The following is a 26842-nucleotide window of genomic DNA, read 5'->3' as shown; positions in this document are numbered from 1 at the left end:
TCCGTTGGTCGCTCTTTTAGCCAAAGAAAAAATTCAAGGCTATTTCATAAGGAGTTTCACTGCGATCAGGGCTAGGGGATTTGAGTTTCAAAAGAATTATTGATTCCCGAAAACAGCCTCTTTTTCCAATACCAAGTTACATTTAATTTAACTACAAAATTTGTTACAACATTTCTCGACGTGACTCATAAGCCGTTGTACAAAAAGTAACATTCAGATAGATTTGTTTCACTCTCAATTAAAAAATAATAATGGATATAAACATCAAAATTGGTGATAGGATTCGAGAATTGCGCAAAGAAAAAAACATTTCTCAGGAAGCTTTAGCCAATATTGCAGAGGTAGATAGAACTTATATGACTGGAGTAGAAACCGGAAAAAGAAATGTCACAGTGAAAATATTAGAGAAAATAATTATTGCTCTCGATACTGATTTCATGGCATTTTTCAATGATAATAATTTTAAGAAATGAAAATGACAGAGAAAGTATCGATTGATGAATTTGACGGAAAAAAATTCAAAATAAGATTTACAGTAGAAGTTGATAATAAAAAAGCTGTTCTAACTCATTATCTACAAAACCGTCGTAATGGGATACAAACTCACTTTGAAGAAGAAGCTACTCAATATTTAAAAGAAATTACTACATACAAAAATGAAGTAGAGAACATAAATCTAGTTGAAGATACAGCTGAACAACATTTACTTTTTGAAATTGAAACTGTACCTTTTCCTGCACCAACAAATCCTACTTTTACATTTATAGATTTATTTGCAGGAATAGGTGGTTTCAGACTGGCATTGCAAAATTTAGGAGGCGAATGTGTTTTTACATCGGAATGGGATAAGTTTTCACAAACAACTTACAGAGCAAATTTTGGGCAGGTTCCTTTTGGTGACATCACAAAAGAAAGCACTAAAAGATATATTCCTGCAGAATTTGATGTTTTGTGTGGAGGTTTTCCTTGTCAACCCTTTTCACATGCTGGTTTAAAAAAAGGATTTGAAGACACACGCGGTACTCTATTTTTTGATGTAGTTGATATCATAAACAGTAGAAGAGAAACTGAAAATCCTGTAAAAATTGTATTCCTTGAAAATGTTAAAGGATTAAAAAACCACGATAAAGGGAATACTTTAAAAACTATAATCAAAACTCTTGAGAAACTTGGTTACGAAACGAAATATGAAATTCTTAATTCTAGAAATTTCGGTGTCCCTCAGAATAGAGAAAGAATTTTTATAATTGGTTGGTTAAAAGACGATACAAAATCTTTTAACTTTCCTCTTGGAATCGATAGAGATAATGAAATCATCTACAAAAAAGAAGACTTAAAAGATATTAAGGAAACAAATGTTGGTTCCATACTTATCAATAAACCCGAAGAAAAATACACTATTTCAGACAAATTGTACGCTGGTCATATTAGAAGAAGAAAAGAACATAAAGAAAAAGGTAATGGATTTGGATTTTCATCAGTCAATGAAAACTCAACTTACACAAGCACAATTTCTGCAAGGTATTATAAAGATGGAAGTGAAATTTTAATTGAACAAAAAAACGCAAACCCTAGAAAGTTAACACCAAGAGAAGCTGCGAATTTACAAGGATATCCAAGTGATTTTCTTATTCCAGTATCAGACAATCAAGCATACAAACAATTCGGAAACAGTGTATCTGTACCAGTAATACAGACTGTTTTTAATGAAATACAAAAACAATTAATGTAATATGTTAGAAAATCTTAATCAATTAGCACAAGAGGCTAAACAAAAAAGTGATAATTACGATAAAAATGAATTTGTTTTTTCAGATAAATTCAAATCAACTTTTAGAAAACTACTTCCTAATTACAACATAAAGTTTTATAACTATACCTCTGTTGTAACTACCTCAACTAATTTGTTAATCATTGTTCCCAATCAATGGTTTGTAATAGCATCCTTTTTTAATAATTACATTTCAGCTTTAAAGACATATAAGAACAAGGTAAATGAATTAGGTATTAGCAAAGAAACAATTAAGCAGATTAGGGAAGATGAAATCATTGACCATGGCACAGAAGCTAAAATTACTGCCGCAATCAGTGAAAATAATGACTTAAGTAGATTTAATCAATTCTTAACCGATTACGATTGGTGGTATGGAAGTAAAACTATAGACAGAGGTGATTATTTCGTATCTGCAATTTTAAATCTAGCTAGTGTAATTCACAATTCACAATCATATATTGCTGATTTAGCATATTCTTTGAGTGAGCATCAAGATTTAGTTAAAATTCTAGAAGATGATTATAATTCGTTAAGAAGCAACTCTATAAATGAAACTTATACTACCATTTTAGAAAATAAAATTTTAAGAACAATAATTTTTGACAGCTTTAAATTTATTTTAAATAAATATGGAGAAGATAAGGTCTTAATGAATCATGAAATCAAAGACACAAAAATCGAAGATAGAAAATATAAAGGTTTCTCATTGAATAGCTATTTTGGTTTTGAAACATTACTCGGACTTTTTGACAAAGAACAAACTATTGATGGATTAAAATCAAGTGGAACACCTCGATTTATAGAAGAAAAAATAAAAGTTTTGGGAAATGAAAATTCTTATTTTACCACTCAATGGAACGGTGCTGATAACGGTAGAGGATTATCGCTCGAAAATTTCAATAGATTACTTTCTCATGTTTCGAATAATAAACTGAAAATTGTAAAGAAAGATAGTATTTATGAACTGCTTGAAAAATCTTCATTAAATGAAATATCTTCATTAACAAAACCTGAAAATATAATTTATTATGGTTCGCCAGGAACGGGTAAATCATACAAAGTTGAACAAACTTTGAAAGATTTAGATCAAAAATATTATGAAAGAATAACTTTTCATCCAGAGTTCGATAATTCTTCTTTCGTTGGAGGTTATAGACCAGTTTCTGAAAGAATTAATCATAAAGATGAAGACAATAAAGATTTTATTGAAAACGTAGTGAACTATAAATTCGTTCCTCAGGCATTTACAAATATTTATGAAAGAGCATGGAATGACCGCAGAAATCAATATTATCTAGCTATAGAAGAAATTAATCGTGGCAATTGTGCTGAAATATTTGGAGATATTTTTCAGTTATTAGATAGAAATAGTAATTATACTGTTTCTCCTTCAAATGAATTACGTCACTATTTAGAAAGCAAACTTGGTAAAAACCACGATGGTATAAAAAACGGCTTAAAATTACCTACAAACTTAAGTTTATTAGCTACGATGAATACTTCTGACCAATCATTATTCCCTATGGATAGTGCTTTTAAAAGAAGATGGGATTGGGAATATATCCCTATTTGCTACGATAAAAATGAGGCCAATAAATCTTCAAATTATTTTGTGAAAATAGACGAAACCAATTCTTTCAATTGGATCGAATTTATTAAAGCAGTTAATCAAAAAATAAAAGGAAATAGAAATCTCGGTCCAGATAAATGTATTGGAAACTATTTTATAAAACCGGAAGAAAATGAAATAAGTTTAAAAGAATTTGTAAATAAAGCTGTTTTCTATCTTTGGAACGATGTTTTTAAAGATGAAGATCAAGCAGATTCTATATTTAAAGAAGGAATGCATTATGAAGATTTTTTCCCAATTGAAACAAAAGGAAAAGAATTGATTTTAGAAATCTTGAAAACTAATGATTTTAAGGGAGTATTAAAACCTGAAACAGAGTAATGAAAGTTCTAATTGAAGGCGAAAAATATCCTGTTTCGGACTTAGAAACTATTCTTGACGATTCAAAATTTTATATTCAAAAAGGAATTGAAGGAGTTATCAATTCTGTAGGATATTATCATTCTTTTGATAAAAATGAATTGGTATATTTTTTGCCAAAAGTTTTTATGAAGGATGATTGTGGTAATACTGTTTTTGGTATTTCGAAAGATGATTTGTTTAATTTTCAAGCCAATGAAACTTTTAAACTTAAGGAAGAATACCGCTGGATTCGCCAACTTTTAATATATTTCTACAATAGTCTAAAAGAATATAAACGGAGATATTCAGACAATATAATTATAGAAACAAGTCATAGTTTTGAATTGAATACCACCCTTGGAAATAATGAATACACTTATTTAGACTTGCTTTTGAGTTTTGTCAACTTTTACAAGAAAAACAAAACCACTATTTTATTTAAACATATTGAATTCAAATCGAACCAAGCTAAAAAACCAAAATGGGAGAAAACCTTTAGAAAATCTTTGCCATTTTTAGATTCTTCTAACACACCGTTTTATCCAGAAATTAGAAACAAAAAGAAAATAATAAATTCTGAAGAAGAGTTAATCATTTACTTTTTCTCAATATTAAATCGCTTTAACAACGAACATGAACTTCATTTAAAGATAGATCCAAGTTATACTTTAATAAAAGCAAGTGCTTTTGAAAATCTTCAAAAATCAGGATTATCTAAACTTAGAAAAATTAAACATCGTTATTTCTCTGACATACTCAAAAGAATGTATTCCCTCTGTGAAATCTATTTTCAGCAAACAGATACAAGTAGTTATAAAAGAAAAAAAGAGGAGTTTATTTCCGTTAAAAATTATAATATCGTATTTGAAGATATGGTTGATAAATTATTTTCCGACAAATTAGATGAGAAAAAGGAAATTGACCATGAGAAAATTTCATTAGATGATTTAAAATACAATAATGACGGTAAAATCATCGATCATATTTATGAAGGCCAATCTTTGATAGACACTTCAAACATCTTTTACATTGGAGATTCAAAGTATTATAAATCAAACTCAGAAGCTGGTAACTTATCAAAATACAAACAATTTACTTATGCTAAAAATGTAATTCAATTTAATATTGATTTACTAAATGATGGTAAAGTTTACAAGAAAAACATAAGATACAGAGATGAGATAACAGAAGGCTATAACCTAACGCCTAATTTTTTTATCTATGGCTACATTGAAAATGTAAATGATTTTGATGAAACTAATTTAACACGCAAAAAAGAATTTCCTATTAAATCGTTTCATTTTGATGATAGATTATTTGATAGAGATACATTATTTGTCCATCAATATAAAATCAATTTCTTGTATGTTTTGAAATCTTATTCAACTTTTAACGAAAGCAGAATTAAGGAGTTTAGGCATAAAACTAAAAAGGATTTTAGAAAACAGTTTGTTGATTTTTTTAATGACAGCAGTAAGTCTGGCTTTCAAATTTATGAATTAGAAATTGTGAAGAAAAAAGCAGGAGCAATAGTAAATAATAATTTCAAATTACTAAATGGAAAATGTTTTTATACTTCTGATAATAAATTGCTGATTGCAAAATTCAATGAAGATGAAACACTTAACGAATTTATTAAAAATCCTTCGATTATAATTAAAACTTTGAGCGCAGACCTTGCTGAGTAATCTAGAGGTCATCTTCGATAGACAATAAGCTTTTGCTTTAACAATTCATTAAAGCATCGGTTTCTCTATTTACCACTTTATCATAAAAATTATGGCGCCAAAAGGGCGCCACAATGTACTTGATTATTTAAGGCTTTTTTTGAGTTTCGCTGCAGCATTTTCAAGCATGATGCGAGTGGTAGGCAATTCAGCAAGGGCATTTAACATTCCAAAATCGTGAATCACCCCATTATAACGTATCGTGCTGACATCGACACCTGCTTCATCCAGTTTTCTGCCTAATGCTTCTCCTTCATCCCGTAGAATATCATTTTCGGCCACGTGAATCGATGTTGGAGGAAGTCCTTGTAACTGTTCCACTGTGGCCTGTAAGGGCGACACATATATTTCTTTACGTTGTTTAGGATCAGTGGTATATTGGTCAAACATCCATTTCATTAACGGTGCGGTTAAAAATCGGTCCTTGGCATACATTTTATACGAGTCCGTATCAAATCCTGAATCGGCAACAGGCCAAAGCAATACCATCAATTTTATTTCTGGACCTTTTTTTTCTTTAGCCATCAAACCAGTAGCGATTGCCATATTCCCTCCTACACTATTCCCTACAACAGCTAGTTTTTTACCATCAACATTTATTTCATCCCCATGCTCGGCCACCCATTTAGTTGCCGCATAGATTTCATTTAGCGGCTGTGGGTATTTAGCTTCGGGTGAGGGCGTATAGTTTACAAATACCGCGGCACATCCGGAAAGTACAACCAGGTCGCGAACTAATCTTTTATGAGTAGGATAATCTCCTAATATCCATCCACCACCATGGAGAAATATAAAAACCGGTAATTTTTCTTTGACACCTGCAGGACGTACAATGTTTAGTTTTACAGTATGCCCGTCTGCAGTAATGGTTTTTTCTGATTCATCAATTCCTGAAACATCCACTTTCACGGATGCTTGTGCTTTTACAAGAACATTTCGTGCGTCTTCTTTAGAAAGTTGCTCCACAGGCGTTCCGCCCGTATTTAAAACTTTCAAAAATTCCTTTGTCCCTTTATCGATATGAGGGTCTGTTGCAAAATCTTTTACTTCCATTGTTTCTGTTGTTGTTCCCATGTTCTCTTTTTTGGTTTCATTAGACAAATTAGCTGATTTATTACAGGATGATAATGCAATTGTCATACAAAAAAATCCTGCTGTTAGCTTTAAAAATGAGGTTGTTTTCATGTTGGTGAATTTTAGATTAATCAGATTTTATTTGTTATTAAAATTAGTATGGTCATCTCCCCTCATTTTCGGGTATTGTTTGCGGGACTTTTGCAGTTTCTCGAACTCACCTACTAAATGCTGATTATAAAGCATTTAAATAAAATTAACGGAATATAAAGTTAGGAAATTAAAATCGATAGTAACATCCGTAATAGCAGAAATTACTAGCAAATTTTTGAAAAGACTGATTTTAATGCCAAATGAAACTGCTATTAAACCTATTCTTCTTACTAATTTTTACAATTCTGCAAATCAAAGGAATGCTGCATGGATAACATATCCTACGGAAAATGAAACTCATTATCAAAATCCGTAAATTATATAAAAAAATCCCCTTTGAATACTATTTTAATGGACCAAGCGTTCTTAAAAATACTTTATATTTGCATTGAAAATCAAAGAGAATTAATTTATGAAAAAGCCGGTTATTGCATTCCTTATCCTTCCAGTATTATTATTTGTTTCGAGTTGCAATTTTAGCAAAGCGGCTGACAATGAAAAAGCAGAAGGAAACACAAAAGAAAAAACAACAGATGTAGCAGTTGATTCTGTACAAAAACCAGTAGCCACAACTATTGACACCGCCGATTACAACAAGCGTATGTTGGCTTTAAGCAATAATGACACAACCGGAAGATGGCCTGTAAAAACACCTTACCCTTTGCCTGGTGCAGTGTTACCGTACAACCGTATCATTGCTTTTTACGGAAACTTATATTCTAAGAGAATGGGGATTTTAGGAGAAATTCCTAGAGCCGACATGATTAAAAAATTACAAGGCGAAGTAGCTAAATGGCAAAAAGCAGATCCATCTGTTAAGGCGATTCCGGCTTTGCATTACATCGCTGTTACCGCTCAAGGCGCTGCAGGTAAGGACAATAAGCACCGCATGAGAATGCCATTTAAACAAATTGACACGATTATAAGTTGGGCAAAACCTATTAATGCTTTGGTTTTTGTTGATATTCAAGTAGGACACAGTAATGTAAAAGACGAAGTTACCGCACTGGAAGAATATCTTGCAAAGCCAAATGTTCATTTAGGAATTGATCCTGAATTTTCATTGAAACACGGAGAGATTCCTGGTTCAAAAATTGGAACTTTTACTGCAGATGATATCAATGATGCCATCGATATTTTGGCCAACCTTGTTCGTAAAAACAAATTGACTCCAAAAATACTTATCGTACACCGTTTTACCCAAGGAATGGTAACCAACTATAAAAAAATAAAAACAGTACCAGAGGTTCAAGTGATAATGCACATGGACGGATTTGGTGATAAAGTACTTAAGAAGGATTCTTACATGAGTTATATTTATAGAGAACCGGTTCAGTTTACTGGCTTCAAATTGTTTTACAAAAATGATATCAGAAAAAACTGGGTGATGTACACTCCGGATGAATTGGTTAAATTCACTCCAAAACCTAGCTACATCCAATACCAATAATTCCTTTAAATTAATTTTCGATTTATGAAAAAGAGTGCTTTTTTAGTTTTTGCCAGTATTTTTTTATTGGTGAGCTGTAACACAAAATCTGATAAACCCAAAACTGAAGCTGCTGAAGCTACAGAAACTGCGGCTGCTGTAACAAAAACAACACCGCAAAAAACGACTGCCAATGACGCGGTGAAGATTCTTTCCAAAAAAGAAGTGCCTATTTTATGCTATCATAATATTAAAGAACTTAAAGCAGGTGATGGTGAAATGACAAAAACATATACTGTTTCACCAGCCAATTTTGCTCAGCAAATGAAAGCCTTATCAGATGCCGGTTACCATAGTATTTTGCCCAATCAACTGTATGACTATCTTGTATATGATGCCCCATTGCCTTCAAATCCGGTAATGATCACCTTTGACGATACTCGAGGAGAACAATTTAGCATTGGTGCTGCCGAAATGAAAAAATATGGTTTCAAAGGAGTATTCTTTGTAATGACCGTTTCAATTAATCGTCCTAACTATTTGAGTAAAGAGCAAATTAAAAGTTTATCCGATAGTGGAAATGTTGTTGCAGCCCATACTTGGGATCATCATATGGTGACTAAATATGCTGGTGACGACTGGAATACACAATTGGTCAAACCAAAAGCTAAATTGGAAGAAATCATTGGCAAGCCAGTGACCTATTTTGCATACCCATTTGGCTTGTGGAATAAAGCGGCGATTCCTGAGATAAAAAAGAGTGGATACCAAATGGCCTATATTTTAGCAACAAAAAGAGATTCTGTTAATCCTTTGTATACGATTAGACGTATTATTGTTGCTGGTCAATGGTCTACGCCAAGCACTATGGAAGCTATAAAATCTTCTTTTTACTAATAATTATAATGAATGCGCAAGTTAGTTTTCATTCTAGCTTATAAAAAAGTAACGCCCTATTCTCATCATAAGAATAGGGCGTTTTTTTATTCGTTTCACTTGCAAATGAAACCTAGTTATCAGTAATGAATATATCCATTTTTTAAGTGTACAAAAAAACAGCTTCCTGAATTGTATAATCCCGAAATGCTGTTTGTTATTTGGAAATAAAAAAGGAAGTGTATCCAATAGATTCACTTCCCTTGTTCTTTATTATTGTGATTACCTTGGTGACAACCAACTCTGTGGATTATTGTAAGTTGTGTTTTGCAGGATTAAAAATTTGATAATTGTTTTTCCTGTTTCACTGTTAGTTCTTACTCTACCTAAACTTTGCTTAATGCTCACTTTATCCCCTTTACTCACCGAAACGGAACTCAAGTTTTGATATACCGTAAAGAAATCTCCGTGTTGTACCATTACTGCTTTGTTTAAAGGCGATATTACAATAACACTTGTTACTTCTCCTCCAAATACCGCTCTGGCATTAGAACCCTGCTCTGTTGTAATTTCAACACCACTGTTGTGAATTGTCAACGTACTAAAAACAGGATGAGGCTGGTCTCCATAACCCAATGATATAAATCCTTTTTCTACCGGATAAGGCAATCTACCTCTATTGGATCTAAAGTTATCCGCAATTAATTTAGCTTCTGGGGTCAATTCTATTTTTGTACTGGAAACTGGCGCTCTAGAAACCGGTGCACTTGGATTGGCCTTCGCTCTTTCCAATGCTGCTTTTCTATTGGCGGCTGCAATGGCTTCACGCACTATTCGATTCACTTGTCTGTCGATTAAACGAGACTCTTGCTGTTTTTTTCTAATTTCAGCCTGAATTTTAGTTTTATCCTTTTTAATAGAACTAACTACTTTTTCTTGCTCTCTTTTCTCTTTTTCTAGAGATAAGCGTTCCTTTTCTTTTTCGGCAATCAGTTTTTGTTTGGCTGTTTTTTGCACATTCAATTTACCATTGTAATCAAGAAGTTGATCGGATTTTGATTTTATTTCCTCTCCTTGCATTTTGCGATAATTGGTGTACTGCTTCATGTATTGCGCTCTTTTGTAAGCCTGCAAAAAATTCTCAGACGACAAAATGAACATTGCTCTACTTTCTTCAGAGCGACTTTTATATGATTTTACAATCATCTTAGCATAATCTGCTTTGAGGACTTCCAATTCCCCTTTTAGCTTATTGATCTTTACTTGATTAACATACATGTCATTCCCCAAAAGCTTCGTTTGCTTTTCGGTAGTGGCAATTAGTTTTTCCTTTAGCTTTATTTTAGTGCTTTGGATTACAATGACATTTACGGCACTTTTTTCTTTTTTCTTAACGCTCTGCAAAAGCTTTTCGTTTTCGCGGATTTCTTTTTGAATTTGAGCTTTTCGTGCTTCTAATTTTTCTTGTTGTGATTCTTGGCTCCACAGCAGTGAAGTAGTGCATATTAAAATTAGGCTTAGGAGAAATTTTGGCATACTAAAAAAATATTTTTACAAATTTACTTAATTATAATTCTTTTATACCCATTTGGAACACTATAAGGAAAAGAAAGTTCTTCATTGAAGGATACGGTGTTGTAATCTAAATTTATTTCGGTTTTACCTTTCTTCTGAAAAGTGTTTATTAGAACATTCGTGGGCAATGTAGCCTCATTATACACTTTGCTGTCTGCATACGCTACTTTTATCATTCTGTTTTCGGCAGTTTGCGTTATTTCCTGACTTTTAACCAAGAATTTATCAGCATCAAAGAAGAACGATTTTTTAGTATTATTACTCGAAATATCGTCTAATCTGTACGTTTGTTCTATCAGTGACTCCGTGTATTTTCCTTTATTCAAATCATCAATTGCATCTCCTATCAACATGTTTTGAATTTTATTAAAATCCAAATCAGTACCTAACCATTGACTCAAACCACTGAAATTACCTTCAAAATAACTGCTGTTGATTTTCTCGTAATAACTAACTGATGTTGGTGTTATCAATGCTTTTGCCATTGTAATTCCCAGAAAACGAATGCTTATCAAAATCTGTTCGTCTTTCTTGATTTTTATTTCGGCGGTAACGTTTTGTGTCTGTTTGTCATCGGCATATCGCGCATTTGACTTAATATATAATGTAGAAAAATTGTTTTTATTGTTGTAATGATTTTCTATTATTTTTTTAGCCGTCATCTTGTTAGCCGCAGTGCTTGGCTCATTGCTTGCCGCTACTGCAATGGCTTTCGTTTTGCATGACGCCATCACGAGGACAAGTACTACTAGTATTGAAATTTTTTTCATTGTTTTTTTTCTTTTAATAATTGATTGGCTTTAGAAAAATACAGTTCTTTTTTTGTCGCATCTCCTAAACCATTGTATGCTTCACCAAGCTGAATATTGAAATTTATCTCCAGTGTTTTGTCGTCTACTAAATAATCCATTCCCATTTCCAAAATCTCTTTCGCTTTTTTAAATTGCTTCAATTGGTTATTTGCCAAACCCAAATAATAATAAAATTGGGGCTGTGATGGAAACGACTCGATCATCGACATGGCTTTTTTGGCGACTAATTCAAATTGTTTTACTTCGGTATATGCTTGAAGCAAAAGCAAATTCGTTTCGATTTCTTCTGAATTTCCGTTTTTTAAAGCTTTTTCATAATATTTAATGGCTTTATCCCATTGTTTTTTAATTTGATAAAACTTCCCAATCTCCTTTGCCACATTAACTTCTTTATCCGAATCAAAATAACCGATTGCCTTTTCTAAATCTGCGGAATACTGAGGGTTTTTATCGGTAAAAATCAAAAACTCATTCAACATTCTATGCTTAATTTTTGAATCTATTTTGCCACTGGACAAAGCGATATTCATTGCATTTATTGCTTTTTGAGCTTCGTTATTGTCTAAATAAATTTTAAACAAACTCACTTGCGCCCACTCCGATGTTGGGATTGCTTCTGCTAATTTTCTGGCGGTATCAAATGCCTTTTCCTCTTCGTTATTTCTGGTATATATATTTATTAATGCAATGTAATTAGATTCTTCTTTGGGGTTTTTCTCAATTTGGGTTACCAGATTTGATATTTCCGTGTTTTGATATTTCCCTTCGGATAAAATCTGCATTTTGTATAACTCTCGTCTTTCCGTTTTACCGGAAGTGTCATTCAATTCATTAATGAGCGCTAACGCTTTGTCAAACTGATTGGTGGCCATATAAAGCGATGCTAAATCCTCCTTATATTTGACATCGAATGTAACCAGTTTATTGATAACAGTTATAGCCTGACTGAAATTCCTGGTTGCATAACTCACATCATACATTCCCACCCAAAACCATTCATTGGTGGGGTCAATTTGGGTGGCATGTTCAAATGAACTGTAAGCATTTCTATAATCCTTGGATGCTAAATAATTTTTTCCCAATTCAAAATATACCGTTGCATTATTGGGCTGTAATTTTACACATTTATCCAAAGCAACAATTGCTTTGTCGTAATTTTCAATTCCTTTTTGAATCAATGACTCATAAAACGAATCCTCAAACTGGTCCTTATCCAGTTTAACTTCCTCGGGTTGAATTTGTGCCAATAGCAAAGCGGAATTGCATTGCAAAACGAAAAACATAAATAAAAATGAAAGTTTCTTCATTTGTTTCTATTTCCCCCTCTTTGGGATTATTAAGCAAAATCTATTCCAATACCGAATAATCTCCAATACTGATACTCGTAAAATTACCATCAAAACTGGCATGATTCCCGATCATGGCGTTATCCAAATTGGCATTTATTATATGCGAATGAGTTTGCACCAAACTATTTTTTATGGTGCTGTTTTGCACATGACATCCGTTTCCTAATGACACATTGGGTCCAACGGTTGCATTAATCAACACCACATCTTTTCCAATGTAACAAGGCGGTATAATGGTTGAATTTTCGAGTTTCACGTCAAAGTCCACTAAATGCGCCCCATCATTATGTAAAAAACCCAACATTCTGGAATTAGTTTCAACGGTCACGTTCTTGTTTCCGCAATCCATCCATTCGTCTACTTTACCCGGTACAAATTTCATGCCCTTTGCCATCATTTGCTTAATTCCGTCATTTATTTGATATTCGCCGCCGTGAATAATGTTATTATCTAACACCAATTGCAACTCGTTTTTCAACACGGCAATATCTTTGAAGTAATAAATCCCAATCACAGCTAAATCCGAAACAAATTCTTTTGGTTTTTCTACTAATTCTACTATTTCATTTAAGTCGTTTAACTTGATTACACCAAAAGCTTCTGGTTCATCCACTTGTTTTACCCAAATAACACTGTCGGCAGTGGTGTCTAAATCGAAATCGGCACGAATTAAAGTGTCAGCATATGCAATAACCGCCGGTCCACTTAAGGAATCTTTGGCACACATAATGGCATGTCCCGTTCCAAGTGCTTCATTTTGATAATAAATAGTTCCTTTGGCTCCTAATTTCTCGGCAATTGCAACTAATTCTTCTTCTACTTTTTTACCAAAACTTTCATGAATTATAAAGGCTACTTCTTCAATTTCTTGATTCAGAACCCCTGCAATATCTTCCACTAATCTATGGACAATTGGTTTTCCTGCGACTGGAATTAATGGTTTTGGAATAGTTAAGGTATGTGGTCTAAGGCGAGATCCACGTCCTGCCATTGGTACTATTATTTTCATTGTTGTTTTTTTTAATGATTGAATAATTTAAAAAATGATATGATTTTTAATCACTTTTAAACCTTTCAAATTTTATGATTTTTTGATTTTATTTTTTATAAAAAATTTGTCCGACTCGGTTGATATGTTCTAAAAGTTTTAGATTATTTATTTCGGAAATGTCCTGTAAATCTATTTTAAAAGGAAAATCTGAATCACTAATTTCTAATGAAACAGCTCCTATTAAATGTCTATCAATACCATTGCCTTTAACTGCTAAGTCAATATCGCTTCTATCTGAATAATTCCCTTTTGCTCGCGAGCCATAAAGAATAACCTCTTCGATAGTATCATACTTCTCGAATATATTTTTCAACAGATTTAAATTCTCATCACTAATCCCATATTTCATTAGATTCTTTTTTCTAATAATTTAAAATAAAATTCATCTAATACAGCAAGATATTCCTCTTTAATAGAGTTAATTATTTTTTCGAATGTGGCAAAATTATACGTATGACTCATTAAATTTCTATCATTAATCATTTTCAGCCATACTGCTATGTTATTGATATATTTAGCTTGATAGGCATCTTTAAGCACTCCTTTTGGAGAAATGGTATCTAAAAGGAGTCCATCGTTTTCCATATAATCTTTTAAAGTTTTCCATGCCAACTCGAAAGTAAATTCAAAACGTTGAATTATTCCTTCTTTCTCGAGTTGAGACAAAGTTGACAGATCCTTTTCAAACGGCTCTCGTAATAGATTAATTGCTCTGCTAAAATTATCAAAGCGTTGTTTCCATCTAATATCTTGATTCTCCATGTAGCTTATTTTAAAGACTGCCTTTAATAATTTCTATCCAAAAATTATGTTTCTGATCTAAAATCTGATTACTTCACTCCCGTGCTTCCAAAACCGCCTTCACCTCTTGACGTTTCATTTAATTCCTGAACTTCGAACCATTCGGCTCGTTCGTGTTTGGAAATAATAAGTTGTGCGATGCGTTCTCCATTTTCTACGACAAATGGTACGTTGGATAAATTTACTAAAATTACTCCTATTTCGCCACGATAATCCGCATCAATAGTTCCGGGTGAATTAAGAACGGTGATTCCGTTTTTGGCAGCGAGTCCGCTTCTTGGGCGCACTTGTGCTTCGTATCCTATCGGTAATTCGATGAAAAGACCTGTTTTTACAATTGCTCTTTCTAATGGTTTTAGTATAATAGAATCGGTTAAATTGGCTCTTAAGTCCATTCCTGCCGAAGCTTTGGTTTCATAATTTGGCAAACTATGATTTGATTTATTGATGATGTTTATTTTCATTGTTTATTTATTTAAAAGGGACAAGTGGCGACTTGTTCGATCATATTATTTTGTTTTTTTAAACCTGATAGCAGTGAAAATCCTTTCTAATTCTGAACTTTTTCTAGAATACAAAGTTTGTAATGTTGTCTTCAGTACGAGACCGGAAATTACTCCTAAAATTCATTACTATAAATTTAATTCTTTTTACTGTTTAAAATTCGGGTTAAGGTTTCTTTTTCATTGTAATATATGAAATATAGGAATGCCAGTAATAATGAAATTCCAACATAATAATTCTCTCTGAATCCATAGAATGAAACTGCCGAAAATCCTATTGATAAAGCAAGATAACCTCCTATTTTTTTGGCATCATAGGGAATCGGGTAGTATTTATTTCCTAGGTAATAAGAAATTAACATCATGCTTCCGTAAGCCGCAATTGTAGCAATAGCAGACCCCATATAACTCATTGTGGGGATTAAAAGGTAATTCAGTACCAATGTCACAATCGCGCCAACAATGGAGATATAAGCCCCGATATATGTTTTGTCGATTAGTTTGTACCAAACGGAAAGGTTCGTGTAAATTCCCAAGAAAAAATTAGCCAAAATAATCAGCGGAACGACTTTCATGGCTTCCCAATACGAAGAATCCCGAATCATAAATTGTTTAAAAATATCTGCAAAAACAATTACCGATAATAAAATAAAAGAACCAAAAATCACAAAATATTTGGTTACCGTGGCATAGGTTTGAGGCGCATTTTTATCAGAAGAATGACTAAAAAAGAAAGGTTCAATTCCTAAAGTATACGCGGTTCTATACAAAACCATAAACAATCCAAGTTTATAACAGGCGGAATAGATTCCAACTTCGGTTGCAGCAATGTTTGCGGGCAACCATCTTCCAAGAAGGATTTTATCAAACTGTTCATTAATGGCAAAAGCGATTCCAGCTATCATTATTGGCAAACCATAACGCATCATCTTCTTCCACAGTTCAAAGTCGAATTTCCATTTTAATAGAAAATAATCGGGTGATAGAACAATAAATGTTAATAAACTGGCAATGATATTTGCTAGGAAAATATAACCTATTTGGAAATTATCTATAAATAAAGAACCTAAAAAACTAGCAGGTGCAGCTTCAGCAATCTTGGGCAAGTACAACAAAAAGAAAACGCTTAAAGTAAGATTGACAAGAACATTTCCAATTTTTATTGCGGAATAAACCATTGGTTTTTGATAAGCACGTAACCTAGAAAACGGCACGATTACCAAAGCATCCAACACTAAAATCCAAATCGTGTAAGTTATATATTGTACATCTATCCCTGACCATTGAGCTAAAGTGTTTCGATATACAATTCCAAGCAGTAAAAACGAAATTGAGGTCCAAAAAATAGAAACCATTGTGGTTTCTACAACTACTTTTTTATCTGCTTCTTTATTGTAAAACCTGAAAAAAGCGGTTTCCATTCCATACGCAAGAATGACATTGAAGAAAATCATATACGCAAAAATTATGGATACTTTTCCATATTCTGCAGTTGGCAATAAATCGGTGTAGAGTGGGACTAAAAGAAAACTGAACATTCGAGGAATGACAGTCGCTAATCCATAAATAACAGTCTGTTTAAAAAGATTTTTATATAATCCCAAAATAGTATGTCTATTAATATTAAGAAAACAAAAATAACTATTTCTTTGGTTTAATCATACTTGGATCGCTAATCATTGGCTTTTCTTTGGGGTTGTTGAGTTTGAAAAAACGGGCTTTTCCGTTACTTTTATATTCCAATAGTGCAGCAGTTGGTTTCAAAGCAAATTTTGGCTTAGTAATAGTAGGAGCTTGATTCCCGTATTCTTTAATGCTATCACTGTCTAAAATCAAATCTGGCATTCTATTTTTTGAATACAAATGAGCTACAAAACTAGTTCCATTTACTTGTTCAAAACTAACCTCCTGATTTTGAAAATAGATTTTAACCAACTGAATATCTTTGGACAATGGAACGTAAAATTCGATATAAAAATTAGTTCCGTTTCCTGCTTGCTCCCGCCCACCAATTATTCTTTGGTAATAAACCGATTTTATTTTTTGTGGAAATATAGTTTGCAAATCACCTTTTGAAGCGCAAAAAGCCAAACTAATTACAATTAATAAAAAAAATAAAATATTTAAATAAGTTTTCATAGCTCGGAGCTTTAGCTTAATCCTTCTTCATTTAATATTTTTAAGAAATGAAACCCTTTTGGAACATAGCCTTGGTTGTAATAAAAACGGTGTGCCGTGTAATTTCCAGTAAAAGCATCCAAAACAATCATCGTACAGCCCGTCTCTTTTGCCTTAGCATCAATATAATCGGTCATCATTTTACCAATACCTTTCGAACGATGATCAGGATGAACAATGAAATTATCTATTTCTAAATACTTGCCCGACCAGAGTTTAGTTCCCGACCATAATCCCGAAATACCGACACAAACATCACCTTCAAAGACAGCTACTTGCTTGTAATTATGCGGAATCATCTCAGTAAGGTAGGATTCATACTTTTCTAAAGTAAATTTGGTATATAAATGCTGCATTACTTCAAATTGGGCTAGCATTTCCTCTTTTGTAGTCAGTTCTTTAATTTCTAATTTCATTCTAAATCTACTATTGTTTTACGCTATAAATTTAATCAAAAAAAAAGAGGTACGCCTTAGCATACCTCTTAAATATATTAGATACTATTTTTCTTATCCGTTCAATGCTTCCGCTCCACCAACAATCTCTAGGATCTCATTAGTAATCGAAGCCTGACGCGCTTTATTGTAAGTCAGTTTTAATTGATTTCTCAATTCAGTTGCGTTATCCGTTGCTTTGTGCATTGCGGTCATACGAGCGCCGTGTTCTGATGCAAACGAATCACGAATCCCTTTGTACAATTGTGTTTTCAATGATTTTGGAATCAAAGTCAATACAATCTCTTCTTTTGAAGGTTCAAAAATATAATCTCCAGTAGAAACTGGTTTATCCGATTTAATAGGTGCAAGTGGCAAAAATTGTTCTGTTTGAACGATTTGTGTCGCTGCATTTTTAAACTGATTGTAAATCAATTCGATTTTGTCATATTCACCAGAAACAAACTTCTGAGTCAACATGTCTGAAATTAAAGCTACATTGTCAAAAGTCAAGGTGTCAAAAATAGCACTTTGATTATCAACAACTGAAAGCGTTTTACTCAAAACATCATTTCCTTTTTTTCCAATAGCAAAAATATCCACTTGTTTACCTTCGTAAAAGGCTGCACGATTTTTAGCTTCTTTAATTGCATTCGTGTTAAAAGCACCTGCCAAACCTCTATTAGAAGTTACTACAACAAGTAATACTTTCTTGATTTCACGTTGTGTTGTAAACTCTCCGCCCGCATCACCTTCTAGTGTAGCAGAAAGATTTTGCAATAATTCCGTTAATTTTTCGGCATAAGGGCGCATTGCTGTGATTGCATCTTGTGCTTTCTTTAGCTTTGCTGCAGAAACCATTTTCATTGCCGATGTAATTTGCATCGTAGATGAAACGGAAGTAATTCTATTACGGATTTCCTTTAAATTTGCCATTGTTTTGTAAGTATGAAGATTTAAGTATTAAGTATTAAGTACCTAGAAAATCTAGATACTTAATACTCCTTACTTAGTACTTTTTAGTTATATTTTGCTGATAATTCTTTTGCTACAGTTTCGATTACATCTGTAATTTCGTCTGTTAATTTTCCTGCTTTCAACGCATCAAGAGTAGCTCTGTGTTTGTTGTTCAAGAATTCCAAGAAATCTTTCTCAAATTCTCTTACTTTGTTCACAGGAACATTTCTCAATAAGTTTTTAGAACCAGCATAGATAATTGCAACTTGGTCTTCAACAGTATAAGGATCGTTCAAACCTTGTTTCAAGATTTCAACGTTTCTTTTTCCTTTTTCAATTACGTTTAAAGTAACAGCATCTAAATCAGAACCAAATTTAGCAAACGCTTCCAATTCACGGAATTGTGCTTGATCTAGTTTTAATGTACCAGCCACTTTTTTCATTGATTTAATTTGTGCATTTCCACCAACACGAGATACCGAAATACCTACGTTAATCGCTGGACGAACCCCAGAGTTAAACAAATCTCCATCAAGGAAAATTTGACCATCTGTAATCGAAATTACGTTTGTTGGGATATATGCAGAAACGTCACCAGCTTGAGTTTCAATAATTGGTAAAGCAGTCAATGAACCACCACCTTTTACAATTGATTTCAATGAATCTGGTAAATCATTCATGTTTTTAGCAATTCCATCATCTGCGATTACTTTACAAGCACGCTCTAATAAACGACTGTGTAAGTAAAAAACGTCTCCAGGATATGCTTCACGTCCCGGTGGTCTTCTCAATAAAAGAGAAACTTCACGATACGCAACCGCTTGTTTAGATAAATCATCATAAACAATTAAAGCTGGACGACCTGAATCTCTAAAATATTCTCCAATTGCAGCACCTGCGAAAGGAGCATACACTTGCATAGGAGCTGGATCAGAAGCGTTAGCTGCAACAATTATGGTGTAAGCCATTGCACCTTTTTCTTCTAACATTTTAGCAATTCCTGCTACAGTTGAAGCTTTTTGCCCAATTGCAACATATATACAAAATACAGGTTTTCCTGCATCGTAAAATTCTTTTTGATTTAAGATAGTATCGATACAAACAGTTGATTTACCTGTTTGACGGTCACCAATAACTAGCTCACGTTGTCCACGACCAACTGGAATCATAGCATCTACTGCTTTAATACCTGTTTGTAATGGCTCAGTAACTGGTTGACGGAAGATAACTCCAGGAGCTTTTCTTTCCAAAGGCATCTCGTATAAATCTCCACCTATTGGTCCTTTTCCATCAATTGGAAAACCAAGAGTGTTTACTACACGACCTACCATTTGTTCTCCTACTTTAAGAGAAGCAATACGTTGTGTTCTTTTAGCAGTTGAACCTTCTTTGATTCCTGTTGATGGTCCTAAAAGTACCACACCTACATTGTCTTCTTCAAGATTCAAAACAATAGCTTCTAATCCATTGTCAAACTCTACTAATTCTCCGTATTGAACATTAGAAAGCCCGTAAACACGAGCAATACCATCTCCAACTTGAAGTACTGTTCCTACTTCTTCTAGTGTAGCACCAGATTCAAAACCTTCTACTTGCTTTCTTAATATTGCTGAAATTTCAGCAGGTTTGATTTCCGCCATCTTAATTTATAATTTAGACACTTAAATGTGCAATAAAACTAATTACTTAACTCTCTTTTTAATACTTGTAATCTGTTGGCAATTGAAGCATTATACTGCTTGTCGCCTATTCTTAGAATAAACCCTCCTATGATAGAAGCATCTACTATATTTTCAATTGTAATTTTCTTATCTGAAAGGGTTGCAATTTTAGCTTTAACTTTAGCTTCTAATGCATCATCCATAGGAATGGCTGTAGTAACTTTAGCTACTTCAATACCGTTCATCACGTCAGATAATTTACTGTATTCTGTAGCGATACCTTCTAGAATTTCGAATCTTTTGTTTTCAAATAACAAATGAAATAACCCCTGAGTAACTACATCAATACCTGCAAAAACTTCTAAAAGTGCTTTCTCTTTAACCTCAACTTTCAAAGTTGGATTTTGAATAAAAGTACTCAATTCCAAGTTCCCGTTGATTGTTGAAGCAATCAATTTCATATCGTTATTCACAACTTCAGCAACACCTTTTGAGTTTGCCAAATCTAAAATTGCTGTTGCATAACGAATTGCTGCTCTTGTACTTGCCATAATTAGTTCAGTTTTACGTCACCTAACAGTTGAACAACTAATTTAGTTTGAGCTTCTTTGTTAGACAATTCGTCTTTCAATAATTTTTCTGCAATACTCAATGACAAAGTAGAAACTTGTAATTTCAATTCAGCCATAGCTGCATTTTTTTCACCTTCGATTGCTGCTTTTGCTTGTTCAATCATTTTCAGACCTTGAACTTGCGCTTCATTTTTAGCATCAGCAACCATTTTCTCTTTCATTTCACGAGCATCTTTAAGCATGTTGTCACGCTCTAATCTTGCTTCTTGTAAAATACGTTGATTGTCAGCTTGAAGATTTTGCATTTCTTTTCTAGCATTTTCAGCAGAAAGTAGTGCATTTTTGATTCCTTCTTCTCTATCATTAACTGCATCAAGAATTGGTTTCCAAGCGAATTTTTTCAATAAGAATATTAATCCAACAAATATTAATACTTGCCAAACGAACAAACCTAACTCAAACTGATTTATTAACTTATCCATTATATATAATTATAAATTTTAAATTATGATTTTTTAATTGCTCATAAAAAAGCAATTGGTAATGTTTTAATTTTAAAAACAATAGTTACAACCAACCGTTGCAACTATTGTTTTTTAAGTTTTAATTAAGATGCGAACAACGCAGCGAAACCAATACCTTCAATAAGTGCAGCTGCGATAAGCATAGCTGTTTGGATTTTTCCAGAAGCTTCTGGTTGACGAGCAATAGCGTCCATTGCTGAACCACCAATTCTACCAATACCTAAACCTGCTCCGATTACAATTAACCCTGCTCCTACAATAGTTGGAATTTGCATAATATATATATTAAAAATTAAACATTCTTTTTTTGAGTCTAAAGTTGTAATGTCTTAAAGTCTAAAGTCCATTATTACCGTGACTTTTAAACTTTCGACATTTGACTTTCGACAAATTAATGAGCTTCCTCGTGATGATGCTCTTCTACAGCTGAACCAAAGTACAAAGCAGATAACATGGTGAAAATATACGCTTGTAAAAAAGCTACCAATATTTCAAGTATGGAAAGCACGAATGACAATCCAAAAGACAAACTACTTCCTAACCAGCTTTTGAAAATAAACATTAAACCAATAATACTCATCAGTACAATATGACCTGCAAAAATATTTGCATACAAACGTATCATCAATGAAAAAGGTTTAATAAAAATTCCTAACAATTCAATAGGAGCCAAAATTATTCGCATCGCTTTAGGCACTCCAGGCATCCAGAAAATATGACCCCAGTAATTTTTATTTGCCGTAAGGTTTGTAATTAAAAATGTCAGGATTGCCAATGCAAATGTAACGGTTAAATTTCCAGTTACATTAATTCCGAAAGGCATCAATCCAAATATGTTCAAGAATAAAACAAAGAAAAATATGGTCAATAAATAACTCATGTATTTCTTATAGTGTTTTTCACCAATGTTTGGAATAGCAATTTCATCACGGATGTATAAAACAACCGGCTCAAATATTCTTCCAACTCCAGAAGCAATTCCTTTGTTTTTGGAATATGATTTTGCTAAACCAGTGAATAATAAAAACATTATTAGGGAAGCCAATAGTATAGAAAAAACCGTTTTTGTAATAGAGAAATCGATTGGACGAACGTTTGTTGGATGACCTGTTTCTTCGTTCTCAGTTATTGTTCCCGAAGCATCAGTTTTGTATATTTTACCGTCGTGATGGTTTATTTTGTAGAAATTCCCATTGGACTCAGCTACTGCTTCACCATGTTCAAATTTAGAAGAGGAGAAAAATTGCAATCCATTATCCCAAAGAATAACAGGTAAAGAAAAACCGTAATGTTTTCCTTCTACTTCATCTGAAAAGAAAGTAAAATCATGAGAATCTAAAACGTGATGACCAATAAATGCTCTGATTTTAGATTTAACATCCGTTGGTTCAGCATGAGCTTCTTCCTGGCTTTTTTCCGTTGCTGAAAGAGCAACTTCCGTTTGTACTTTCACAGAATCCACTTGCGGATTTGCAAAACTAATTAAAGGAAGACAGGCTACTAAAGTCGCTATTATAAATCTAAGCGGTTTGTTTGAAATCACCATAACAGTTAAATATCTTAATTTATTACGTTTCTAAAATTTGGTGCAAAGGTACATTTTTTATTAATATTCAAAAGCATATAAAAAATTATTTTTCGGACATTCTGCTTATAAAACTCCTTGTTTATTGATTTTTGTTTAATATTCGTATTGTAAGAATGGTTTCCATTGCTAAAAAGAGAATAAACATTGCGAAAAAATTCTTTTTCTCAATGCCATTATTCTGACTTGAGGCTTGCAATACCGGCCTTAAAATCAAATAACAAACCACCATTTTAACACTTGTGCTGAGTAGAAATGACATTCCAACATTGTCAAAACTTCGTTCTTTTACCTTCAACAAAACGACAAGGACAATAATGGATAACACTGAAAATATTAAATAAAGCGTTTCTAGCGAATAATGAAATGCTGCATCATATATATTGAAACTATAAAAAATAGTTTTATGGAGTGCATAAGCTACCACTGTTAACAACAATAAATTCAGTACCGGTTTGTAATTTTTAAAATTCATTAGATTATATTTTACCAAAAAGTCAAAACGACTCTTGGTCTTCTGGGGATTTAGATTTGTTCTATGGGGATTTACTCTGATTTGTTGATTTCCTTTACTTGTCGTATAACATTGTATAAGGCTAATGCGACACCAATCATAATCAGAATTTTATTGTAATATAATTTAGGACTAGGATGATTTTCATCTAACCAATTCCCAAGGTAAGAAAACAGAAAGATGATTACCCCCATTTGAATTGGGATATTAATCAAGGCAATCCATTTACTAGCTTGTTTTTTGTTGGGTTTGTTGTCCATCATTTAGCATTAGATTTTTTATATTGGTTTTCATGGTACAAGAGGCGCTAAAATCAGCACCAGGCTCTACTGCTAATTTCCCACAGATGACTTCGCCGTGAATACTTGCTTTAGATTTTACATTCAGGATTTCTGTCACTTGAATCTTGCCGTCAAATTTACCTTCAATGTCTGCATTTTTGCAAATAATATCTCCTGTAACACTTCCTGCTGGCCCAATAACTATTTTTCCGCTGGATTGAAAATTTCCGTTTAATGCTCCATCCAATCTAAAATCTGCCTGAGAAACAATATCTCCATTTATAGTGGTTCCTTCCACTATTCTGTTGGTTTTTCCTAAAAGATCCGTGTACGATTTTGGTTTTTTATCAAACATGGCTAAGGATTTTTGGGTGCTAAATACACTTCAAGACTTTTCTTGATTTGAATTACTTTGTAGTTATCATTAGAAACTACAATAGCAGGTTCCTCCAGCTTATATTTTTTATCTTCTTTTAAAGTTCTAGTTATTGCATTTGCATAAACTTCAGAATTAATCCCATGAATGGTTATGAAATTTTCTTTTTCGGTATATACATCATACGAATAAGTCAGGTTTTGATAATTTTCGTCTGAGATTAATTTCTTGATTTTTTCTTCTATTATTTTAGTGTTTTTATCTTCTCGATTCCCAACTTTATAAAGAATTTTCCAGTTTTTGGTATCCGTGGTATTAAAACTCATTTGTTCCAAAAATGGGATTTGAGTCGTCACTATTTCTTGTGCATTTTTGCCTTCCTCACTATTTGGATAATTATCCGCCACATATTGCAATGCGTTTTTATAGGCAATTAATCCTCTTAGTTTTCCAATAGTATTTGCTTTAAGCAATTCAAATTTAGACACAATTTCGTCCCCGGAAAACTGACTAATCAGTGCATCTGATTTTTCTAAAACAACAGCATAGTTTCCTTCCTTATATAGCTTATACCATTTGTTATATTCGCTTTCTGGAGTTGCATTGGCTGCAGCCTCATTCAAATTTGTATTGTTTATAATTTGCGCATAGCGAGAATCCGGGTATTGAGAAGATATTCTTTTTCTCATTTCTTCGGCTTTGTTTGCATCAGTAATCTGGTAAATTTTAAACAAGTTGTACATCGAAGGAAGCACTAGTTTTTCCTCCGGATTGTACGTCAATAATTGCTCTAATTTACTGCTCGCTAAATTGTATTCTTTGAATTTTTCTTTATAAACAACACCAAGTTGGTAATAGACAAAATTGCGTTCTTTTACAATACTGTCTAATTCCGCTTTTGATTTTGGAAGTTGTTTTATATAAAAATCAGTCGAGTATTTTTCAATTATATTTTCCGCTGCTACTTTATTATCTGTCGGTATTTTATTCCCATTTAAAGTGTCATTCACGGTTACACTATTTTTAGTGGTGGACAATCGCCAATTTCCACCCAAAGACCGTTCTCCCCATAATTTTTTAAATTCCACTTTTCCAAAGGATACGGTGGTAGGATTATAAAAATAGAATGCGCTGGCTTGATTACTGGCAACATCCGCAATGGAAGGAGGTGACAAGGATGCTTTTTTGGGCTTTCCTATATCTTGCCCCGCAACAGCTGCATCAATTGTAGTGGGTTTAGTATTTCTTTCTATCGTTTCAATTCTTACTTTTTCTTTCTCTTCTGAAATTTTCTTCTTTTCATCCGATTTTTTTAAAGTATCAATGTATTTTTCAAAATATAAAACACGATCCGTTTCCGACAAAGAAGCGACGTTAATAATACTGTCATTTCTTTTGGCAATAGATTCGTATTCTATAACTTCATCTAAATTTTTTCTGGTTTTTTGAATCGAAAGGTATTCTCTAGTTTTAATATCCAGTTTTACTAACGTACTGTCGTAATATTTAGCAGCCACAGGATAATCCGTATTTTTGAAATACATATTTCCTAAATTTCGGTAATTTGACGCAATTAAATATTGGTCTGTGGTTGCTTTTTTAAGTGAAGAGTTGTAATATTTTAACGCTTGTTTCTGGTTGTTGTTTTTATCATGAAAAACACCCATTTGGTAATAAATTACATCTAAAAAAGGTCGGTTTTCTCGATCTGCAAGTAGCTTATTGAATGTATTTACAAAAGACGTGGTATCTCCTTTTTCATAATCAAACAGTTGTGCTTTTTTGACTTGGGATTGAATAACATATTCTCTTGCCACTTTTCTTTTCATGTCAATAACGGACTGGTAGCTGTATATTGCGCTATCTTTTTTCCCTAGTTCTTCATACAATTGTCCCAGTATAAAACGATATCTGGCTTTTTCAGCTTTTACTTTGGTGTACTTTTCGGCTATTTTTAGTTTTGCTACTGCACTGTCTTTTTCCTCCAAATTCAAGAAAGCTTCTGATAAAAGTGCATTGGCATTTGCCACAACCTGATTGCTTAGTTTTTGTTCGTCTAGAAGTTTGGATATATTTTTAACCACCAATGCATCATTTCCTAAACGCATGTTGGTTTTTTCACGCCAAATTTTGGCCTCGTAAATATTGCTACTGTTTGGATATTTGTATAAGATGTAATTGAACGCGTCTAATGCGGGAACAAATCTTTGGTCGTAATATCGAGATTTACCAAGCAATAAATAGGCTTCATCAATTTGGCTATTTTTTTCTCTTCCGTCAATGTTCATCGAATGTTTCTGAATTGCCTTTGTGGCTTTGCTTTCCGCCAATTCAAAATCAGCATTTTTGGGTTTTTCTCCTGCAACGAACTCTTCTTTCATTTGCATTTTTTCAATTGGCAAACGTTTCCAAAAATTATCGCGGCTGCCGGCTTTTATACCTACTACACCTTTATCCAGTCCTATTTGACCGTTGTATAAAATGTTGTATTTAGTACTTAAAGCATGGGATTTTCTAGCCAAAAAAGTATCCTTCTTGGTAGAACATGCTATCAAAAAGAGCAAAAATCCTATAGAAAATAGTTGTCTAAATGTATTGGTTTTCAATGGTAAACGTTTTTATCAATTAACTTTCAAAAATACTTTTTAGTATAATGACTTGTAA

The 26842-nt window shown here is 32.9% G+C and carries 27 protein-coding genes; 6 read left to right on the top strand and 21 right to left on the bottom strand.

Going from position 1 to position 26842, the window contains the following annotated elements; translation table 11 throughout:
- Positions 1–251 precede the first annotated feature (251 nt).
- From H4V97_RS09950 to H4V97_RS09935, 4 genes are read left to right on the top strand one after another with little or no spacing between them, the layout of a single operon-like run.
- Complete coding sequence (locus H4V97_RS09950) at positions 252–473, top strand: helix-turn-helix domain-containing protein (RefSeq protein ID WP_209549625.1); 222 nt, start codon at positions 252–254, stop codon at positions 471–473.
- A complete protein-coding gene (locus H4V97_RS09945) occupies positions 470–1732 on the top strand; it encodes a DNA cytosine methyltransferase (protein ID WP_209549624.1) in 1263 nt (420 codons plus the stop codon). The genes H4V97_RS09950 and H4V97_RS09945 overlap by 4 nt, the downstream gene beginning before the upstream one ends.
- A 1-nt stretch (position 1733) precedes the next feature.
- A complete protein-coding gene (locus H4V97_RS09940) occupies positions 1734–3725 on the top strand; it encodes an McrB family protein (RefSeq protein ID WP_209549623.1) in 1992 nt (663 codons plus the stop codon).
- Positions 3725–5434, top strand: a complete 1710-nt coding sequence (locus tag H4V97_RS09935) for a hypothetical protein (RefSeq protein ID WP_209549622.1) — start codon at positions 3725–3727, stop codon at positions 5432–5434. The genes H4V97_RS09940 and H4V97_RS09935 overlap by 1 nt, the downstream gene beginning before the upstream one ends.
- A gap of 123 nt (positions 5435–5557) precedes the next feature.
- Here the strand turns inward: H4V97_RS09935 and H4V97_RS09930 are convergent, their stop codons facing one another.
- Positions 5558–6658: an alpha/beta hydrolase gene (locus H4V97_RS09930; protein WP_209549621.1), complete on the bottom strand. Its 1101-nt coding sequence runs from the start codon at positions 6656–6658 to the stop codon at positions 5558–5560.
- A gap of 454 nt (positions 6659–7112) precedes the next feature.
- On the opposite strand from H4V97_RS09930, the gene H4V97_RS09925 reads away from it, so the two are divergent.
- Both H4V97_RS09925 and H4V97_RS09920 read left to right on the top strand, forming a co-directional pair.
- Positions 7113–8150, top strand: a complete 1038-nt coding sequence (locus H4V97_RS09925) for a hypothetical protein (protein ID WP_209549620.1) — start codon at positions 7113–7115, stop codon at positions 8148–8150.
- Between the two features lie 24 nt (positions 8151–8174).
- On the top strand, positions 8175–9026 hold the full coding sequence (locus H4V97_RS09920) for a polysaccharide deacetylase family protein (RefSeq protein ID WP_209549619.1): 852 nt from the start codon (positions 8175–8177) through the stop codon (positions 9024–9026).
- 261 nt (positions 9027–9287) lie between these two features.
- Here the strand turns inward: H4V97_RS09920 and H4V97_RS09915 are convergent, their stop codons facing one another.
- The 20 genes from H4V97_RS09915 to H4V97_RS09820 form a co-directional block, all read right to left on the bottom strand.
- Positions 9288–10541, bottom strand: a complete 1254-nt coding sequence (locus H4V97_RS09915) for a murein hydrolase activator EnvC family protein (protein ID WP_196851128.1) — start codon at positions 10539–10541, stop codon at positions 9288–9290.
- 23 nt (positions 10542–10564) lie between these two features.
- On the bottom strand, positions 10565–11350 hold the full coding sequence (locus H4V97_RS09910) for a DUF4292 domain-containing protein (RefSeq protein ID WP_196851129.1): 786 nt from the start codon (positions 11348–11350) through the stop codon (positions 10565–10567).
- A complete protein-coding gene (locus H4V97_RS09905; RefSeq protein WP_196851130.1) occupies positions 11347–12699 on the bottom strand; it encodes a tetratricopeptide repeat protein in 1353 nt (450 codons plus the stop codon). The genes H4V97_RS09910 and H4V97_RS09905 overlap by 4 nt, the downstream gene beginning before the upstream one ends.
- A gap of 40 nt (positions 12700–12739) precedes the next feature.
- A complete protein-coding gene (locus H4V97_RS09900; RefSeq protein ID WP_196851131.1) occupies positions 12740–13750 on the bottom strand; it encodes a sugar phosphate nucleotidyltransferase in 1011 nt (336 codons plus the stop codon).
- Between the two features lie 88 nt (positions 13751–13838).
- Positions 13839–14141: a nucleotidyltransferase domain-containing protein gene (locus tag H4V97_RS09895; RefSeq protein WP_209549618.1), complete on the bottom strand. Its 303-nt coding sequence runs from the start codon at positions 14139–14141 to the stop codon at positions 13839–13841.
- Positions 14141–14554 (bottom strand): nucleotidyltransferase substrate binding protein, encoded by a 414-nt coding sequence (locus H4V97_RS09890; protein ID WP_209549617.1) that lies wholly within the window; start codon positions 14552–14554, stop codon positions 14141–14143. Before H4V97_RS09890 ends, H4V97_RS09895 begins: the two co-directional genes overlap by 1 nt.
- Before the next feature lie 68 nt (positions 14555–14622).
- On the bottom strand, positions 14623–15057 hold the full coding sequence (dut, locus tag H4V97_RS09885; RefSeq protein WP_196851134.1) for a dUTP diphosphatase: 435 nt from the start codon (positions 15055–15057) through the stop codon (positions 14623–14625).
- Between the two features lie 176 nt (positions 15058–15233).
- On the bottom strand, positions 15234–16700 hold the full coding sequence (locus H4V97_RS09880) for a lipopolysaccharide biosynthesis protein (RefSeq protein WP_209549616.1): 1467 nt from the start codon (positions 16698–16700) through the stop codon (positions 15234–15236).
- 37 nt (positions 16701–16737) lie between these two features.
- A complete protein-coding gene (locus H4V97_RS09875) occupies positions 16738–17235 on the bottom strand; it encodes a hypothetical protein (protein WP_209549615.1) in 498 nt (165 codons plus the stop codon).
- Positions 17236–17246: 11 nt separating this feature from the next.
- Positions 17247–17690 carry a GNAT family N-acetyltransferase gene (locus H4V97_RS09870; RefSeq protein ID WP_209549614.1) on the bottom strand — a complete coding sequence of 148 codons (444 nt, stop codon included), beginning with the start codon at positions 17688–17690 and terminating at the stop codon, positions 17247–17249.
- 93 nt (positions 17691–17783) lie between these two features.
- Positions 17784–18644 (bottom strand): ATP synthase F1 subunit gamma, encoded by an 861-nt coding sequence (gene atpG / locus H4V97_RS09865; protein ID WP_196851138.1) that lies wholly within the window; start codon positions 18642–18644, stop codon positions 17784–17786.
- 83 nt (positions 18645–18727) lie between these two features.
- Positions 18728–20305 carry a F0F1 ATP synthase subunit alpha gene (atpA, locus tag H4V97_RS09860; RefSeq protein WP_073209437.1) on the bottom strand — a complete coding sequence of 526 codons (1578 nt, stop codon included), beginning with the start codon at positions 20303–20305 and terminating at the stop codon, positions 18728–18730.
- Between the two features lie 38 nt (positions 20306–20343).
- Positions 20344–20877 carry an ATP synthase F1 subunit delta gene (gene atpH / locus H4V97_RS09855; RefSeq protein WP_209549613.1) on the bottom strand — a complete coding sequence of 178 codons (534 nt, stop codon included), beginning with the start codon at positions 20875–20877 and terminating at the stop codon, positions 20344–20346.
- A gap of 2 nt (positions 20878–20879) precedes the next feature.
- On the bottom strand, positions 20880–21380 hold the full coding sequence (locus H4V97_RS09850) for a F0F1 ATP synthase subunit B (RefSeq protein WP_209549612.1): 501 nt from the start codon (positions 21378–21380) through the stop codon (positions 20880–20882).
- 125 nt (positions 21381–21505) lie between these two features.
- Positions 21506–21697, bottom strand: coding sequence for an ATP synthase F0 subunit C (atpE, locus tag H4V97_RS09845; RefSeq protein WP_007136870.1), 192 nt, complete (start codon positions 21695–21697; stop codon positions 21506–21508).
- A 116-nt stretch (positions 21698–21813) separates the two neighbouring features.
- Complete coding sequence (gene atpB, locus H4V97_RS09840) at positions 21814–22968, bottom strand: F0F1 ATP synthase subunit A (protein WP_196851141.1); 1155 nt, start codon at positions 22966–22968, stop codon at positions 21814–21816.
- Positions 22969–23089: 121 nt separating this feature from the next.
- Positions 23090–23482 carry a hypothetical protein gene (locus tag H4V97_RS09835; RefSeq protein WP_196851142.1) on the bottom strand — a complete coding sequence of 131 codons (393 nt, stop codon included), beginning with the start codon at positions 23480–23482 and terminating at the stop codon, positions 23090–23092.
- Positions 23483–23553: 71 nt separating this feature from the next.
- On the bottom strand, positions 23554–23781 hold the full coding sequence (locus tag H4V97_RS09830) for an AtpZ/AtpI family protein (RefSeq protein ID WP_196851192.1): 228 nt from the start codon (positions 23779–23781) through the stop codon (positions 23554–23556).
- Complete coding sequence (locus H4V97_RS09825; RefSeq protein ID WP_209549611.1) at positions 23750–24157, bottom strand: polymer-forming cytoskeletal protein; 408 nt, start codon at positions 24155–24157, stop codon at positions 23750–23752. Before H4V97_RS09825 ends, H4V97_RS09830 begins: the two co-directional genes overlap by 32 nt.
- 2 nt (positions 24158–24159) lie before the next feature.
- A complete protein-coding gene (locus H4V97_RS09820; protein ID WP_209549610.1) occupies positions 24160–26784 on the bottom strand; it encodes a tetratricopeptide repeat protein in 2625 nt (874 codons plus the stop codon).
- Positions 26785–26842: the final 58 nt, after the last annotated feature.

It is taken from the genome of Flavobacterium sp. CG_23.5 (genome assembly GCF_017875765.1).
Classification (GTDB): domain Bacteria; phylum Bacteroidota; class Bacteroidia; order Flavobacteriales; family Flavobacteriaceae; genus Flavobacterium.
Note: the sequence above shows the minus strand (reverse complement) of the source record. Positions and strands in the feature narration are given on the sequence as shown.